The organism is Ignavibacteriales bacterium (assembly GCA_026390815.1).
GTDB lineage: Bacteria > Bacteroidota > Ignavibacteria > Ignavibacteriales > SURF-24 > JAPLFH01.
Map to the genome: position 1 here is coordinate 12,737 of JAPLFH010000005.1, position 17,692 is coordinate 30,428.

The window sequence follows — 17,692 nt, forward strand, 5'->3', positions numbered from 1 at the left end:
CCCGCAGCCCATAACAACAATGCAACTTTGAAAAACAAACGCCAATAATTTTATAATTACTTTTTTATTGCGACCTACTTTAAAGAGCAACTACCTTTTACAACGCTACTTTATAACAACACAAATGTCGCAATGTTTAAAGCAGTCGGCCTTGAAGAACAGGTTATACAACTTTTACTTGTTGAAATAGTTTATCCCATTCCTTTTCAGCAATTCTAATTAGTTCAAATGAATCAATAATTTCATTTTCATTACAATCATAAACGGGCAAAGATAATTCAGCGTCATTTGCCTCTTTAGGATCAATCTCGACTTCATCTTTATAAAAAGTAATCTTAGCAATATTATTTTGAGAAATAGTCACTTTCAGTTTACCCAATTTGGGGAACAATCCAGATCTACTTTCACGTAAGGTAGAATGCTTCAATCGATTCGCAATATCGCCAGACACTTTTAGATTGATGTCATTGTTCACAAAATCTTCTATCATCTGCTTGTTTTTAGATATTGATTTTAAATAGTCTTTCAAATTCCACAGCCAAAGGAAATAATTTTCAACATCGTCTTGGATGCTTTCAAAATCACGAAATTTATGAATTGTATATTTGGTTGTTGTTCCATCATCAAAAGTATAACTCCAACCAGTTCCTTTACCACCAAAATCACTCAATTTTTTATTAAGTCTGCTAAGTTTTGAAAACAATATTAATATTTCACTGTATTTCATTAGTTGTATAACGGCGTTGCTTTTCACCCGTCCGCCACAAACAGCAATACTGGGATGAAAAACTACCGCCAATAATATTTAACAATTTTATTTATTAGAACAATGTTGCAAGTTATGCTTACCTTTTTCACCTAACCCGATAATTAGAAAAATGTCACAATGAAAAACGGCGTTTATTTTATTAGCGGATTAGAATTTTTTTTACGCAATTTCTCCATATAGAATTTTTCTAAATCATCCAGATTAATATTTGACAATTTTGTATGTGCGTTTTGAAACCAATCTTTTATTTTCTTCAAATTATTGATGTCCTCTTCTTTTTCTAAATTATCAATAATATTTTGCAAATAATTTAGTATGCCTTCTGAATGATATTTTAAACGAGAAAAAATATATTCCTTATTCTCGATGAAAAATCTCTGATAATCTTTTTGAGAATTAAATAGATTAAAGAATTTATATTTAATCTTACGAAAGTATTTTTGAAATCTCCCTTTAAGAGATAACTGATTTTTATTTTTAATCGTGTCTTTTAAATTGGGAAAGACAGTTATTAAACCTTCACCATATTCTTTTAGGAAATCTAAATTCTTTTTGGCTTTCATAAAAAATGCATAGCTTGCCAAAACGCCATATTTAGGAATGAATAAAAACTGAAGTGTAATAAAGGTAAGCCACCAAGAAGAAAACAGTTCTAACTTTTTATAAATATCTTCAATTCTGACAAATGATATTTCTGTTTCTTTATTATCGCATATCGCAACTATAGTTGAACTCTTAACAGTAAACCTATGGTTTTTCCCATTTCTAATTATTCTCATTTCTTCAATTGTTTTGGAATCTAATCCAAATGCCCTTAAATGACTAAATACAGCTGTCTTCTCATTTAGACTAATTAATGGTGCTTGAAAATCTGACAATAAATATGAGGCAAATTTATAAAGTGATGCTATTTCCCAATGCATTGAGATAATAGAAATTTTCTTGTAAATACATTCTTCTTGCTTATTAACACTAGCAAGTATAGTTGTATAAATATCACTGGTAAATGTTTCATTTAAAATATCAATAACAATTTGTGGTTTTTGTAATACAATATTTTCCAGATTATCAAAAGCCCTTGATGAAATAGCATTATAATTTTTAAAATGCTTTTCTAAATATTTTAAGGTATCAGTTTTTCTTGATGAAAGAATTTCTTCTTTCCCAAGGAATTCAAATATTGTTTGTTCAAAATCAAATTTTACTTTCATATATAATACTGACCATAATGCCTAATTATTACATGTTCTGCATTCAATTATTATTTAAGGAAGATAGATATGCATGCATTTGCATATCAACGTTCCAATAATAAGAACTATAAAACAGTATTTGTTTTTATTCAATACTTTTAAAATTTTAAAAAATCTATATTAAAATTTCTCTGGAATTACTTCGTTAATTTTGTAATTGGTCTTGCCTGCTGCAAACAGGTTTGGTGTTCTATCGTTTACCCCCGTTTTTTGTTCTCAACTTAAAACTTTAACTAAGCATTGTCAATCAATTTTTTGTCTTTTAATTGCGCGCATTGCAAAAAAAGATAAAGCAATAGCAACAGTTTTAATTATCTGCATGAAAGCTAACAGATCATTTATATTCTTGAAATCCAAGTTTTTTAAGCTTCATTAAAAGTTCATCTGCGCTTCTTTTAATATTATAATCTTTTGATTCTTTAGTAAACGCAATTTGTATTGCCTTGTACGGTTTATCAAACATATTATTTTCAAAATACAAATATGCCAGCCTTTCATAAAACAATCCTCTCTGCGGTTGGTCCTTTATGGCAGCTTCCCAAAAGTTTAGTCCATTTTTGTATTTAGCTGATTGTAAAACATTTAATGGAATAAAAAACCCCGGTAATTCCGGGGATTAAAATAGAATTTAATTTTTTCTTATTACTTTTTCTAACTCTGCATTAAAATTCCTTCAGCTAATTCCATCCCTCGTTTTAGTGCTTGCTCATTCAGTGGTAATAAATGATGATATCTTTCGGGAAGAACTTTCTTCAATCCTTTTAAAATGTTTTCGAACTCAATGATTGGCTTTTTCTTTAAAAAAGCACCAAGCATAATCATATTTAGAATTTTAGTATTCTTCATTTTAGCTGCTTCGTTAGCTGCATCAATACCCACTATATCAATGTCAGTTCTGGTTGGAGGATTAACTGAAGTGGAGGTATCATACAAAAACAGCCCACCTGGTTTTACAGCTTTTTCAAATTTATCTATCGATGGTTGATTTAAAGCTATCACAGTATCGAATTTTGTAAGTATTGGTGAACTGATCATCTCTTCACTGATAATTACAATACAGTTAGCTGTTCCGCCGCGCATCTCTGGTCCGTAGGAAGGCATCCAGCTTACTTCTTTATTTTCCATTACTCCAGAGTAACAAAGTATTTGTCCCATTGAAAGAACACCTTGTCCGCCAAACCCTGCAATTACAATTTCTTCGTTCATCATATTATTTTTCCTCCTTTGGAACTTTAAGATCACCTAATGGATAATATGGAATCATATTTTCTTCCATCCATTTATTTGCTTCAACAGGAGTCATCTTCCAGTTGGAAGGACAATTAGAAACAATCTCAACAAAGGATAATCCTTTTTTAAGTTTCTGATATTCAAATCCTTTTTGAATTGCTTTCTTTGCTTTGCGTACATTACCCGGAGTGTTTACGGCTTGCCTGGTGCAATAATATACTCCCGGAAGATTAGCAACAAGGTCGGTAATCTTTAATGGATTTCCCATCGTAACAACATCTCTTCCAAATGGTGATGTTGTCGATTTCATTCCTGGTAAAGTTGTTGGAGCCATTTGTCCACCGGTCATTCCATAAATTCCATTATTGATAAAAACAATTAGAATATTTTCCCCACGGTTGCAGGTATGGATAGTTTCACCTGTTCCAATTGCAGCTAGATCTCCATCACCCTGATAAGAGAAAACATATTTATCAGGTAGAACTCTTTTAATTCCAGTAGCAACTGCAGAGGCTCTTCCATGCGGAGCTTCCTGCATATCAATATTAAAATAATGGTATGCGAAGACAGAGCAGCCAACCGGAGCAACACCAACTGTTTCGGATTGGATTCCAAGTTCATCAATCACTTCTGCAATAATTCTGTGTGCAACACCATGTCCGCAGCCCGGGCAATAATGGAATGGAGTATCGGTAAGTGTGGTTGGTCTTTCATAAACCAGATTTTCGTTTATACAAACACTCTCTTCGGAAAGAACTTCTTCAAAGTGTTTTTCTTCTTCTAAAAGTATTTTCTCGTTCATACCAATTCTCCTACAAATTTTTCTTCAAGTTTTGCAAGAATTTCTTCAGGCGAAGGAATAACTCCCCCCATTCTTCCAAGGAATTCAACCCGGACTTTTCCATTAACTGACAATCTAACATCTTCTACCATCTGACCAGCATTCATTTCAACATCTAAAAATCCTTTTACACTATCCGCTAAATTGTTTATCTCTTCATAAGGAAATGGGAATAAGGAAATCGGTCTCATTACACCAACTTTAATTCCCTTTTCCCGTGCAAGAATAGCAGCTTTATGGCAGATTCTTGCAACTAATCCAAACGCTACTAAAATAAATTCTGCATCATCGCATAACATTTTTTCAAAACGAAGTTCTTCTTTTTCAATTTCTTTATACTTCTTTTGTAAATGAATATTTATCTCTTCCATTTTATCAGATTCCATATGCAGTGAAGTATGTATGTTGCGTTCTCTGTCTTTTGGTTTACCAACAGTAGCCCATGATTCAATTGAAGTAATGCGTGGTTGCTGTTCAAACAGTTCAACCTTTTCCATCATTTGTCCAATTGCACCATCTGCTAAAATCATTACAGGATTGCGCCATTTGAATGCAAGTTCAAATCCAAGTTTAACAAAATCAACCATTTCCTGAACGGTAGATGGAGCAAGAACAATCATTTTATAATCGCCGTGTCCGCCTCCTTTAACAGCCTGAAAGTAATCTCCTTGTGAAGGTTGAATTGTTCCTAATCCTGGACCTCCGCGTACAACATTTACAAGCAAACAAGGAATTTCAGCACATGCGATGTATGAAATACCTTCCTGCATTAAACTTATTCCTGGACTTGAAGATGAAGTCATAACTCTTTTACCGCAACCACCAGCACCATAAATCATGTTTATTGCTGCAATTTCGCTTTCAGCCTGAAGCACAATCATTCCTGTTCGCCTGTTTGCTTCAAGGCTTAAATACTCCAGCACTTCCGATTGTGGGGTAATGGGATAACCAAAATAAGCATCGCATCCGCTGCGTATAGCTGCTTCTGCCATTGCTTCGTTACCTTTCATTAATTTTAGTTCTTTCATGATGCCACCGTTAATGTCATATCTTTAGAAACATTTGAAATGGTAGCAACGTGTTCTTTTTTGTTAAGCGTTTTTCGATATACTTTGATGATGCCCTCCGGGCAGACCAATGCGCAGTTAGTACAACCAGTGCAGTTATCTTCTATCCTTACGATATAATGATAACCTTTCGAATTTATTTTTTTCGAAAGTTGCAGCGAGTCTTGTGGACAAGCAACAGCACAGAGTTCGCATCCTTTGCATTTTTCAATATCAACAAAGATATCTCCTTTCACTTTAGCCATTTTACACCTGCTTTTTGTTTAAAAATAAAAAGGTTACTAATTGTGTTAGTAACCTGTTAAATGGTTAAAAAATTTATAACTAGAATGTCTAGAATTTCACAGTACACTAATATTGTATTATTTCTTAAAAGCATTTACCTTTCTATCAAGTAAAAATAAATTAAAAATCACGGGCATGCTTATCAGCATGGTAAGAACTTCTAACAAGTGGCGATGATTCAACCGCCTTAAATCCAAATCCCATTCCATTTTCTTTAAACATTTTAAAATCTTCCAGTGTAACATATCTATCAACCGGAAGATGCTGTTTTGTTGGTTGCAAGTACTGACCAATTGTTAAAATGTCGCAACCATGTTCAACTAAATTTTTCATTAGCGCTAAAACCTCAAAATTTTCTTCGCCTATTCCAACCATAATTCCGCTTTTTGTTTTTAAGCCTTTATTCTTAAACCAAGAAAGTAATTCCAAACTTCTTTCATATTTTGCCTGCGGACGAACTGCATGATATAATCGTTCAACCGTTTCTAAATTATGGTTTAGAATATCAGGTGGATTTTGCATAATAATTTCGAAGGCTTCTTCTAATCCTTTAAAATCAGGAATTAGAATTTCGATTGTGCACTCAGGCATTCTTTCACGGATCAATCTAACCGTTTCAGAAAATATTAATGCTCCGCCGTCTTTTAATTCATCCCGATTTACAGAAGTAATTACAACATGACGCAATTGCAATTCTTCAACTGCTTCTGCAACTCTTCTTGGTTCATCCAGATCAAGTTCGTTCGGTAAACCAACTTTAATATTACAGAATCCGCAACTTCTTGTACAGGTATCACCAAGAATCATAAATGTTGCGGTTCTGCTGTTCCAGCATTCACCCATATTAGGGCATTTAGCTTCTTCGCAAACTGTATGAAGCTTAGATTTTCTCATTAAAGAAAGAACATCTTTATAATTTTCTCCTGAAGGTAATCTTACTTTTAACCATTCAGGTCTTTTACCTAAATTTTCTTTTTCCTTCTCTGCAATATCCTTAAATGCACGCTGATGTTTATTAATCAAAAAAAATCCTTTCGTTCAGTCAAATTCTTCTTTTTCAAATTTCTCGGTTCAAATTTAATAAAAACTATAACACAAAAAAATTATATTTGCGTTGCCTCAAAATTTTCTAAAGAATCCTTAATTGTCTTTAAAAATCTTCCACCAAGCATGCCATCCACTAATCGATGATCGTGGCTAAGTGATAGATACATCATTGGTCTAACGGAGATAGTATCTGTCCCATCAACTTCCATTACAATTGGTTTTTTAGTAACTGTTCCAACACCCAAAACTGCAACTTCAGGTTGGTTGATGATAGGAGTTCCAAACAATGTTCCAAATACACCATAGTTAGTTATTGTAAAAGTACCTCCAGAAATATCGTCTACAGTAAGTTTTTTAGATCTCGCTTTTTCTGATGTTTCTGCAATCGAACGAGCCAAGCCTTTTACATTCTTATCATCAGCATTTTTTATATTAGGAACAATTAAACCATTAGGCTCCATAGCCACAGCAAAGCCAAGGTTTATATGTTTCTTTAGGATAATATTGGTGCCATCTACCGATGCATTCATGAATGGGTATTCTTTTAACGCTTTAATACACGCATAAGCAATAAAGGGTAGGTAAGTTAGTTTAAGATTTTCTCTTTTAAGGAAATCCTCTTTATTGTTTTTGATAAAATTATGGATTCGATTCATATCAACTTCAATTACTGCTGTAACATGAACAGATGTATCTTTACTGTTTACCATATGCTTCATAATTTTCTGCCGGATATTATCCATTGGAATTGTTACTATATCTTGACCTTCTTTCCATTGAATACTGGTAGCGACAGGTTTTAGTACTTTCGGCTGTTCATCAATTTTAGAAACTGGTTTTTCACTCTTTTTGATTTTCAAATTTTCTAAATATTTCAAAATATCTTTCTTAGTAATTCTACCTTCAATTCCACTTCCCGGAATATTTTCCAATTCTTCGAAACTAATATTTTCTTTTTGTGCAATGCTTAATACTAACGGAGAATAAAATTTCCTTCCTGGTTTATTTTTATAAGAGCTTGGAGATGACATCTCAAAAGATTCAATTACCATTGCGTTGGATTCTGATAATGCCGGTGATTCAACAAAATCCGTTTTAGTTGATTCAGTCTTTTGCTCATTCGTTTTATTCAGCCCACTTCTGGAAGACAATCTTGCTACGATTGTACCAACCAAAACAGTTTGCTGCTCTGCAACCAAAATTTCTGAAAGAGTTCCATCTTCTGGTGAGGGAACTTCAGTATCAACTTTATCAGTACTTATTTCAAATAATATTTCATCCTTCTTTACAGTTTCCCCAACTTTTTTATTCCATTTTATAATTGTTCCTTCCATAACCGATTCACCCATTTTTGGCATAGGGATATCAATCAAATTTCCGCCAACTTGTTTGGTTGATGGCATTTCATCAAGTTCTGCTTTCGGATTTCCACTCACTTTTACTTCCTGAATCTTTACTGGTATGTTTATATCCGTTTCAATTATTGCAACAACAGTATCAACAACAACTGTTTCCTGCTCAAATACTTTTATCTCAAATAAAACTCCTTCTGCAGGTGAAGGAATTTCAGTATCCACTTTGTCTGTGGATATTTCAAAAATTATTTCATCTTTCTTTACAATCTCTCCAACTTTTTTATTCCACTTGATAATTGTTCCTTCGTTTATGCTTTCACCCATTTTGGGCATAATTACATTAACTTGCATTTGCTAATTCCTTGTGTTAAACAAATTTTATTTTAGAATAACCGGTTGCATGATTTAAACGATAAATTGTTGAAACAGTTCATAGTCCCGGTCTTTCTTTAGTCAACCCACGAATTAATTCGTGGGTTACTTAATAATCCAAACAAATAAAAACCGTTTCAACGGTTTACTACCTAATCCACAAAACAAGTTAGATTAATAATCAAGTAAGTTTTTAATCGCTTTTATGATTTTTTCTTTTGTTGGAAGAATTGCCATTTCCAATTTTGGATGATAAGGAATAGGTGTATCTTCCGCCGCAACTCTTCTAACCGGTCCATCTAAGAATTGAAAACATGTATCCGATATTCTTGCAGCGATCTCGGCGCCAAATCCTGCGGTTAAAGTATCTTCATGAATGACAATTGCCTTACCAGTTTTCTTAACTGATTTATAAATCGTTTCTTCATCCAATGGATTTATTGTTCGAATATCAATCACTTCAACTGAATAGCCATCGGCAGCAAGTTTATGTGTGGCAAATTTGGAATCGTGAACAGTTGCACCATAAGTTACAACTGTTAAATCGTTTCCTTCATTAATAATTTTAGCTTTGCCAAAAGGAAGAAGATAATCCGCATCTGGTTCCGGTGATGTTGCATAACTTTGTCTATAAAGTCCTTTATGCTCTAGAAACAAAACCGGGTCGTTCAATCTGATTGCAGTTTTTAATAGTCCCTTTGCATCAGAAGCGTTTGAAGGATAAGCAATATAAATTCCCGGCATGTGTGCAAAAAATCCTTCAATGTTCTGACTATGGTATAACCCACCGTGAATATATCCTCCAACAGCTACACGTGTTACTACTGGTGTTTCCCAAAAATTATTTGAACGATAACGGAACATAACCATTTCATCACGGAATTGCATAAACGCTGGCCAAATGTAATCACCAAATTGAATTTCTATTACCGGTTTCAATCCTGCTAAAGACATACCAATTGCAACACCAACAATGCTGGCTTCAGCAAGAGGTGAATTGAATACTCTTTCATTTCCGAATTGGGTAGAGAGTCCCTTTGTTGATGTAAACACTCCGCCCTTTTTATCAGCAACATCTTCACCAAAAATATACATCTTTTCATTTCTTTCCATCTCTTCGCGAAGGGCATGATTAACAGCATCAACCAGTACAACCGGTTTGCCGGTAGGAGCTGATTTTTCATATTCAAGTTTTTCTTTTTTTCCGCTTTCATCAAAGACAAAGAGCTTTGCTGTCTCAATTTTAGGATCTGATTGAGTGAGCGCCCAACTTGCTGCTTCATCAAGATGATGATTTATTTCTTTTTTCAATTCCTCATAAGCAAGTTCGGTAAGCACACCTTTTTTCATTAGAAGTTGAGCAAAATTATTTATCGGGCATCTTTTAAATTCTTCGTCAAGTTCTTTTTGATTTCTATATTTTCTTTGATCATCAGAAGATGAATGTGGAAAAAGTCTAACTACTTCAGCTTCAATTAAAGCTGGTCCTTTCCCCTGCCTTGAATATTTAAATGCTGATTGTGCCGCTGCGTGCATTAGAAGAAATTGTGTACCATCAATTCTTTGACGAAATAAATTTTCATAGCCTTTCATCATCTCTGCAATTGAATAATTCTTTCCACCAGTTTGATTTTCTACTGGAACTGATATGGCGTATTTATTATTCTGGATTAAAAAAATAACGCTAAGTTTATCGCGGCTTGCCCAGTTAACAGCTTCGTGGAATTCACCTTCACTTGTGGTTCCTTCGCCGCTGCTTACATAAACAACAGCATCGTTTCCCTTTTTTTTATTTGCCAATGCAACGCCAACGGCTTGTAGAAATTGCGTTCCTGTTGGACTTGATTGTGTTGGAATATTCAATTCTTTTGAACCCCAATGATTGGGCATTTGTCTTCCGCCAGTCATTAAATCATTTGCTTTTGCAAGATGTTGTAGAAACAGATCCTGTGGCTTAGTTCCTAGTGCAAGTACAAATGCCAAATCTCTGTAATATGGAAATGCCCAATCAATTCCTGGACGCATAGCTAACGCGCAGGCAACTTGCGCGGCTTCATGACCTGCTGCTGCAATGTGAAAAAATGATTTCCCTTGTTTAAGCAGATTCATCGCTTTGGTATCAAACTGGCGGGAAGTGTACATCAATCGAAGTGCATTCATCAGTTCATTTTTTGTTAGTCCGCCAAATGAATCTATTTTACCTGTTGGTGCATCATCCACTTTTTCTATTACATTAAGATTTTCATTTTGGGAATTGTTTATTCTATTCATCTTTTAATTGATACTTTCATTTTTATTTGGTTAACAAATTTTGCAATCTTTACCAAAGAAATTGTCTAATTGTTTCATTGTTAAATTGTTTTTACCAGGAAATATTTGTTGTGATCTAATCTTTCATTCCATCTAAATGAATTACCTGATTTTCTTCTTTTAAAATAGTATTTACAAAATCATAATTGAAAACAGTTTTGAAATTGCTTAACAATTTTTCCTTTACTTCATCTAAGAAAATTATTTTCGCCAATTCTTTTTCCAATGAAGTAACAGCTTTATCTGAAATACCACAGGGAATTATTCCGTTAAACAAAGAAAGATCAGTATTAACATTGAACGCAAAACCGTGCATCGTAATCCATCGGCTAACTTTAATTCCTATTGCCGCAATCTTTCTGTTTTCGATCCAAACGCCAGTTAAACCTTCAACTCTGCCAGTTTGTAATCCAAAATCTTTGCAGGTAATAATGATCACTTCTTCTAATCCTCTTAAATACTTATGAGTATCTTCGTACCAATCGCCAAGATTAATAATCGGGTAACCAACTATTTGACCTGGACCATGATAGGTGATATCACCGCCCCGATCAATATCATAAATCGAGATCTGATTTTCATGCAAATATTCCTTTGAACTGATCAAATTTTTCTTGTCCGCAACTTTACCTAAAGTATATGTATGTGGATGTTCGAGCAAAAATAAAGTATCGTTAATTTTATTCAACCTTCTTTGCTCGAATGTTTCAAGCTGCAAATCCCAGGTTTGTTTATAATCAACCAGACCGAGATCGCAGTAATCTAATTCTCTATATATGAATTGCTTCGCCGTATGCATTTGCTGCTGCTTCCATAACTGATTCTGATAATGTTGGGTGTGCGTGAACAGTTTTAATTATTGATTCATAAGTTGCTTCCAGGGATTTTGCCAAAGTGAATTCAGCTATCAATTCAGTTGCTTCAGCTCCAATGATATGTGCACCGAGAAGTTCGCCATACTTTGCATCAAAAATACATTTAACAAATCCTTCTCTTTCACCAGCTGCAAATGCTTTTCCGCTTGCACTAAAAGGAAACTTACCAACTTTAATTTCATATCCTTCTTCTATTGCGCGTTTTTCTGTTAAACCAACACTGGCAACCTGTGGCTGGCAATAGGTACAGCCAGGGATTGTTTCATAATCAACTTCGGGTGGATTCAAACCTTTAATAGTTTCCACACAATGAATTCCTTCCGCCGATGCAACATGAGCAAGCCACGGTGGACCAATCACATCACCAATTGCAAAAACATTTTTTAGGTTGGTTTGATAAGAATGCTTATCAATTTTAATATGATTTTTGAATAACTCAACTCCAAGTTCTTCAAGACCAAATCCTTCCACATTTCCAACAATTCCAATTGCATTTACAACTACATCTGCAGTAAGAGTTTTGGATTCACCATCTTTTAAAATTTTAACTTCAACTTTATCGCCTTTCACTTCAGCATTTTCAACTGTGGTTTTCGTAAGAATAGTAATCCCCTTTTTCCTGAACTCCTTTTCGAGCAATTCACTTACTTCTTTATCTTCAATCGGAAGAATGTTGTCCATCATTTCTATAAGTGTGATTTTAGTTCCAAATACATTGTAGAAATAAGCAAACTCTACTCCGATTGCACCCGCCCCGATTATTATCATTTCTTTTGGTAACTCTGGTAGGTTCATTGCCTCTGTACTTGTAATAATTTTCTTTCTATCAATTGGGATTTGGGGGATTGTTCTTGTTCGTGCTCCAGTAGCTATAATAATTTTACCTGCTTCAACAGTTTCAATTATTTTATCTTCGTTGGCATAAACATCAATCCTGGAATTGCTGATAAGTTTTCCAAAACCTTTTATTCTTTCAATTTTGTTTTTCTTCATCAGGAATTCAACGTTTTTAGAAATCCTATCGGCAATATCTCTGCTTCTTTTAATAATTTTCTGAAAGTCGAAAGAAATGTTTTCAACTTTGATTCCGTAATTTGGAGCATATTTTAACTTTTCGAAAAATTCAGCACTTTTAAGAAGAGATTTAGTCGGAATGCAACCCCAGTTTAAGCAAATACCACCAAGATTGTCTTTTTCAATTATTGCTGTTTTTAATCCTAACTGCACCGCTCTTATGCCAGCAACGTAACCACCAGGACCTCCGCCAAGAATTGCAATATCAAACGATTTGGACATTGAACCCTCTTTATTATATCTGTAATAGATTTAAGATATTAAATATTAAGTACAAATTCTATAACACAATCTGGCTAAAATTAGTTTATAATTTTTATTGTTTGCTGATTTAATATTAATCTACAGAAAGAATTGTTCGATTGTTTAATTGCTAAATTGTTTTTAACAATTGAACAATTAGCAATTAAACCGATTTAAACTTTTTTCTAATTCCAATTGCTTGGTTTTAAGATAGTACTATAAAAATTACTCCACAAAACATCAGAAAAGCTCCCAGCAATCTTTCCTGCAAATGAGGTTCATCCAGAATGTAGTGGCCAAGAAATACAGAAATCATTCCTGACACTCTTTTAAGTGAAATTACATAAGCAACTAATGTTAGTGAAAGTGCGGTCATTTGAAAAATATATGTTGTAGTTGTGAACAGACTCATAATAACCAAATTTTTTCTATCGTGATTAATTTGAGAAAAATCCAACTTCCCTCTAAAGTAAACCACAATTGTAATCCCGATAAAAACAAAAATATTAACAAAAAGAATATGCTGGATTACCGAAGAGTTGTTGATAGATATTTTATCGAAGTTAGCCGAGACCGCCCAGATAACTGCGACAATTAGCATATACCGCGTTCCTTTGTTAACTATCAAAGATTTTAATGGAGCTAAAATATTTCTGGATTTAAGATTAACATTCAGAAGATAAGAACCAATAACTATTAACACCATTCCAACTACACCCCAGAATTTAGGAAACTCACCAACAAGTATTGGCGAAGTTAATAGAAGAAACAGTGGTGTAAAACTAAGCATCGGAACAACTTCAGAAATATCACCTTCAGAAATTGCACGCATATAAAGCAGAGAAGCAAAAACATTTATTGTTCCGGTCATCGTCAAAGCAAAAAAGAATTTTGAATTAAGTTTAAGTTCGATGAAAAAAAACGCTGGCAAAAAAATAAGTATTGGCAAAATGTTGTTGCACCACGAAATCATATATGGATTGACACCATTTAGCGATGCTTTCTTTGAGAAAAGATTTCTGAATGCTTCTGAAAAAGGATTGAGTCCGGCAAAGATTAACCACATAAATAATATTTAGGATTTTAGATTAAAAATTGTTTTGGGAAATATAAGAATTTTAAATTGGAAATCAGGAAACGTTGTCCAGCAGCATAAACTCATTTGATTTGGATTGTATTGCTTCAGTAAGGTTTTTGTCCTGGTATTTACAAATCTTTATTAATGGGCAAATTGAGCATTTAGGATTTTGTGGGCGGCAGATTTCCCTTCCCAACCTTATAAGGTTTGTGTGGAATGAATGGGCAATCTTTTCTGGGAAATCCTTGTTGACTGCAAAAAAAGTTTTATCAGGTGTCTTTGTTTTTACTAGACCAATTCTGTTTAAAGTACGATGAACATGAGTATCAATCGGGCATATATTTCTATCAAGAGAAAACAATAAAACGCAGCTTGCCGTTTTTACTCCAACTCCATCAAATTTTGTTAATTCTTCAATGGCAGAATTATTTTCTAAACTGAGAATAAAATCCAAAGATATTTTGGCGTTTTTTTTCTGTAAGAAAGATAAAACGTTTTTAATCGCTTTCGATTTTTGATTTCCTAATCCTGCAACTTTTATTTCCTTTTCAATTTGCGATCTGGTTGCTTCAGCGGCATCAGTCCATGCTGGAAATTTCGTCTTTAACTTTTTATACGCCTGGTACGAGTTTCTATCATTTGTATTTTGGGAAAGGATTGTTGCAATCAGCATATCTAAAGGATTAGGTAGATTAGAATTTCTTGAAGGAACACCAAATCTTTTTACAAGTAATTGATTGATTTTAATTATTTCATTTTCCATTGATGAGATTAATCCAAAAAGTCGAATGATGTTATTATTGTCGAATCCATTAGTAACTCACCTTACGCAAAACATTTAATGGTATAACCACGTCCCTGCCTTTGCCGGCAGGCAGGCTTCAGGACGTGGACGAATCAACACGATGTATACTACCGGCTTTAGCCGCAAAAACAAACTTGTTTTATGGCTAAAGCCTGAATTATTTGGGCTTGTTTAATCCCCTCCATGAAGAGGCTGTGTTAAAATCTACTTGCCAGAGCAGTTATTTTTCCGTTGTCTTGTATTCCGAAGTTAATTATCCATAAATTTAATTTGCCTCTTTTTTCACAGCCTTATAATTTGGATAAAAAAACGGCGTTTTATACCGTTTTCCATTTATAGTTTTCTATTTTCATCAATAAGTTCTCAAATACTTCTATGTTGACCAATCGCTTTAAATTATACACCGTTGCGTAAATGTTTATCTCTGTCATTACTTTCTTCAATCCACGCAGCAACAGCGGTATCTTTCCCATCAGGTATTTTATTGTTCCGAATGGATGCTCTACTATCGTCTTCCTAATTGCTGTCTTTGTCTTTCCTATTTTGCTCATCATCTTTTTCTTATACTCATCACGCCACTTCTGATTTAAATATCGTTGAACCATTCGTCCTTTCTTTGACTCTGTGCAATGACTCCTCATTGGACATCCTGCACATTCAATTCCCCTATATATGTTTGCCAGTGACTTCCTTTTCAATTTATGCTTTTGTACTAATACTAAGCTTTTCCCCTCCGAACATTTATATTCATCTTTCTCTGAATCATACCCGAATTTGATTTCTTCTTTATCTCGGCTTGTCTTTTCTTGCGATATATATATCTTGATTCCTTTGCCTCCGGCGGATTCTTTCTTTTCTACTGCTTCTATTAAATCGAGATTGTTGTATCCTCTGTCGGCTATTACTTCTTCCGGTAATTCTCCTAATTCTTCTTTTATTGATTCCACCATTCGGGGAAGCATTCCCAAATCAGTTTCATCTGTTACTACTTCGCTGTCTGCTATCATCTTGTTTGCTTCATCTACGACTATCTGTACATTGTATGCCGGTATCTTTCCATCTCTGCTTTTCATAAGACGCGCTTCCGGGTCTGAGGCACTTATATATTTTCGATGCTCTTTTTCTAATGTCTCTTTCTGCTCCCGCAGCTCTTCTACTTGCTTTTGTAGCTCTACTATCTTTTCTAAATATTTACGGCTCGCAGTTTCACCTTCATTTCCTTCATCTTCATCCAACTCATCATCACGTCTGTCGCTCTCGGCTATCTTGCTTAAGTATTCCTCTATCTTCTTGTCTATTCCTTTTAGCTTTGTTTCTATCTTTTCTACTGAAAGCATATCTCGGTTTGTATTTGCCTTTACTTTACTTCCATCTATTGCTACTGTCTTCAGCTTGATATAACCGTTATCCTTTAGAAATTCTCTGAACTTCTTTGTTACAAACTTTATATTCTCTCCGTTTTCTTTTCTGTAATTTGATATCGTCCAGTGATCTGGCGTTAAGTTTCCTAATAGCCACATTACTTCTTTATTCCTATATGTCTCAACTTCTAATTTCCTTGAACTGCTTATCCCGTTAAAGTATCCATACAAATACAGCTTCAACATTATTGAGTCATGATATTTCGGTCTACCGGCTTCCGTTTCCCTTGCTTTTTTAAATTTCTCTTGGTTACCTAAAACTATTGAATCTACTATCTTATCTATTATTCTTACCGGATTGTCTGCCTCTACTAAGTCATCAAGGCTGCTCATAAGTTGGTATTGATATCTATCAGCCGATTGTATGTATTTCATTTTATGACCAAAACTTTTCCCGTAAAATTATTAATTTATTTTGAGCTTTCATATTAATTTTGTATAACTTGACTAATAATTTTCACACAGCCTCTGAATGGCGGGGTTAATAAGTAAAAGTCTGCGAGAGGAGAGTTATTAATTATCCTCAGTAAAAAAAGGGCGAAACAATGTTCCGAGCTAAAGTTTTTTACATCACTAAAGCCATTATTGCTTTTTGAACATGCAGACGATTCTCTGCTTCATCGAATACAACCGAGTTGGAAGAATCAATCACTTCGTTTACAACTTCATCTCCGCGATGAGCCGGCAGACAATGAAGGAATAAATAATCATCTTTAGCATTCTTTACTAATTCCGGATTAACCTGGTACTTCTGGAATTTTTTCTTCCGTTCAGTAGCTTCTGCTTCTTGCCCCATACTTGCCCAAACATCTGTATAGATTATGTCAGCATCTTTAACCGCAGCAATGGGATCATCAATAATTTCAACTTTGCTTCCCATATACTTAGCATTTTCTACAGATTCATTAACTACAAAATCGGCAGGTTTATAACCGGATGGAGATGCAATTGCTATATCCATTCCTACTTTTGAGCAGCCGTGCAAAAGACTATGAGCCATATTGTTTCCATCGCCGATGTATGCAAGTTTTAACCCTCTCAGTGTTCTTTTCTTTTCAAGGATTGTAAACAGGTCGGATAGTACCTGGCAAGGATGATGCAAGTCCGTCAATCCGTTAATAACTGGAATTGAACCATTCTTCGCAAGATCGATTACATCCTGATGATCGAAAGTACGGATCATTATTCCATCCAGGTAACGTGAAAGTACCTTTGCAGTATCCGATACACTTTCACTTTTTTTCAATTGCATATCATTCTGATTGAAATACAAACCAGTTCCACCAAGCTCGTAAATTCCAACCTCAAAAGAAACTCTTGTTCTTGTAGAAGGTTTGGAGAATATCATTCCCAATTTTTTTCCTTCAAGCACTTTATGCTGTTCACCAATTAATCGTTTCTTTTTTAATAATTCGCTCAGCTCAAAGATTTGATAAATTTCTTCAAGTGATAAATGGTTAATTTCAATAAGGCTTTTGCCTTTCATATTGATTGCCATAATTTTCTCCTATTTAGTTTTAAGGTTCATCAAGTTTGAAAGTTAAAAAGTTCATCAAGTTTGAAAGTTAAAAAGTTTATCAAGTTTGAAAGTTAAAAAGTTTATCAAGGTTGAAAGTTAAAAAGTTTATCAAGCTGAAAGTTACAAAGTTTATAAACCTTCCGAACAT

The 17,692-nt window shown here is 34.1% G+C and carries 16 protein-coding genes; all 16 read right to left on the reverse strand.

The features are described 5' to 3' along the window. Positions 1–163 precede the first annotated feature (163 nt). The 16 genes from NTX22_00625 to argF all read right to left on the reverse strand — a co-directional run bounded on the left by NTX22_00625 (position 164) and on the right by argF (position 17,523). Positions 164–754: a hypothetical protein gene (locus NTX22_00625; GenBank protein MCX6149008.1), complete on the reverse strand. Its 591-nt coding sequence runs from the start codon at positions 752–754 to the stop codon at positions 164–166. Positions 755–900: 146 nt separating this feature from the next. After that, a complete protein-coding gene (locus tag NTX22_00630; GenBank protein ID MCX6149009.1) occupies positions 901–1,980 on the reverse strand; it encodes a hypothetical protein in 1,080 nt (359 codons plus the stop codon). A gap of 376 nt (positions 1,981–2,356) precedes the next feature. After that, a complete protein-coding gene (locus NTX22_00635) occupies positions 2,357–2,527 on the reverse strand; it encodes a hypothetical protein (GenBank protein MCX6149010.1) in 171 nt (56 codons plus the stop codon). A gap of 146 nt (positions 2,528–2,673) precedes the next feature. Continuing rightward, complete coding sequence (locus NTX22_00640; GenBank protein ID MCX6149011.1) at positions 2,674–3,231, reverse strand: 2-oxoacid:acceptor oxidoreductase family protein; 558 nt, start codon at positions 3,229–3,231, stop codon at positions 2,674–2,676. 1 nt (position 3,232) lies between these two features. Then, entirely contained in the window at positions 3,233–4,054 is an 822-nt protein-coding gene (locus tag NTX22_00645) for a thiamine pyrophosphate-dependent enzyme (protein MCX6149012.1), read from the reverse strand. After that, positions 4,051–5,121, reverse strand: coding sequence for a 3-methyl-2-oxobutanoate dehydrogenase subunit VorB (locus NTX22_00650; protein MCX6149013.1), 1,071 nt, complete (start codon positions 5,119–5,121; stop codon positions 4,051–4,053). Before NTX22_00650 ends, NTX22_00645 begins: the two co-directional genes overlap by 4 nt. Beyond that, positions 5,118–5,405 (reverse strand): ferredoxin family protein, encoded by a 288-nt coding sequence (locus tag NTX22_00655; GenBank protein MCX6149014.1) that lies wholly within the window; start codon positions 5,403–5,405, stop codon positions 5,118–5,120. Before NTX22_00655 ends, NTX22_00650 begins: the two co-directional genes overlap by 4 nt. Before the next feature lie 160 nt (positions 5,406–5,565). After that, positions 5,566–6,468, reverse strand: a complete 903-nt coding sequence (gene lipA / locus NTX22_00660; GenBank protein ID MCX6149015.1) for a lipoyl synthase — start codon at positions 6,466–6,468, stop codon at positions 5,566–5,568. Between the two features lie 80 nt (positions 6,469–6,548). Further along, positions 6,549–8,198, reverse strand: a complete 1,650-nt coding sequence (gene sucB, locus NTX22_00665) for a 2-oxoglutarate dehydrogenase, E2 component, dihydrolipoamide succinyltransferase (GenBank protein MCX6149016.1) — start codon at positions 8,196–8,198, stop codon at positions 6,549–6,551. Between the two features lie 195 nt (positions 8,199–8,393). Then, positions 8,394–10,490 carry a dehydrogenase E1 component subunit alpha/beta gene (locus NTX22_00670; protein ID MCX6149017.1) on the reverse strand — a complete coding sequence of 699 codons (2,097 nt, stop codon included), beginning with the start codon at positions 10,488–10,490 and terminating at the stop codon, positions 8,394–8,396. A gap of 115 nt (positions 10,491–10,605) precedes the next feature. Further along, positions 10,606–11,328 (reverse strand): lipoyl(octanoyl) transferase LipB, encoded by a 723-nt coding sequence (gene lipB / locus NTX22_00675; GenBank protein MCX6149018.1) that lies wholly within the window; start codon positions 11,326–11,328, stop codon positions 10,606–10,608. After that, a complete protein-coding gene (gene lpdA / locus NTX22_00680) occupies positions 11,300–12,700 on the reverse strand; it encodes a dihydrolipoyl dehydrogenase (protein ID MCX6149019.1) in 1,401 nt (466 codons plus the stop codon). Before lpdA ends, lipB begins: the two co-directional genes overlap by 29 nt. A 226-nt stretch (positions 12,701–12,926) precedes the next feature. Continuing rightward, a complete protein-coding gene (locus NTX22_00685) occupies positions 12,927–13,787 on the reverse strand; it encodes an EamA family transporter (protein ID MCX6149020.1) in 861 nt (286 codons plus the stop codon). Positions 13,788–13,851: 64 nt separating this feature from the next. Further along, a complete protein-coding gene (locus tag NTX22_00690) occupies positions 13,852–14,562 on the reverse strand; it encodes an endonuclease III (protein MCX6149021.1) in 711 nt (236 codons plus the stop codon). A gap of 359 nt (positions 14,563–14,921) precedes the next feature. After that, a complete protein-coding gene (locus tag NTX22_00695; GenBank protein ID MCX6149022.1) occupies positions 14,922–16,400 on the reverse strand; it encodes an IS1182 family transposase in 1,479 nt (492 codons plus the stop codon). A gap of 190 nt (positions 16,401–16,590) precedes the next feature. Then, positions 16,591–17,523 (reverse strand): ornithine carbamoyltransferase, encoded by a 933-nt coding sequence (gene argF, locus NTX22_00700; GenBank protein MCX6149023.1) that lies wholly within the window; start codon positions 17,521–17,523, stop codon positions 16,591–16,593. Between the last annotated feature and the right edge of the window lie 169 nt (positions 17,524–17,692).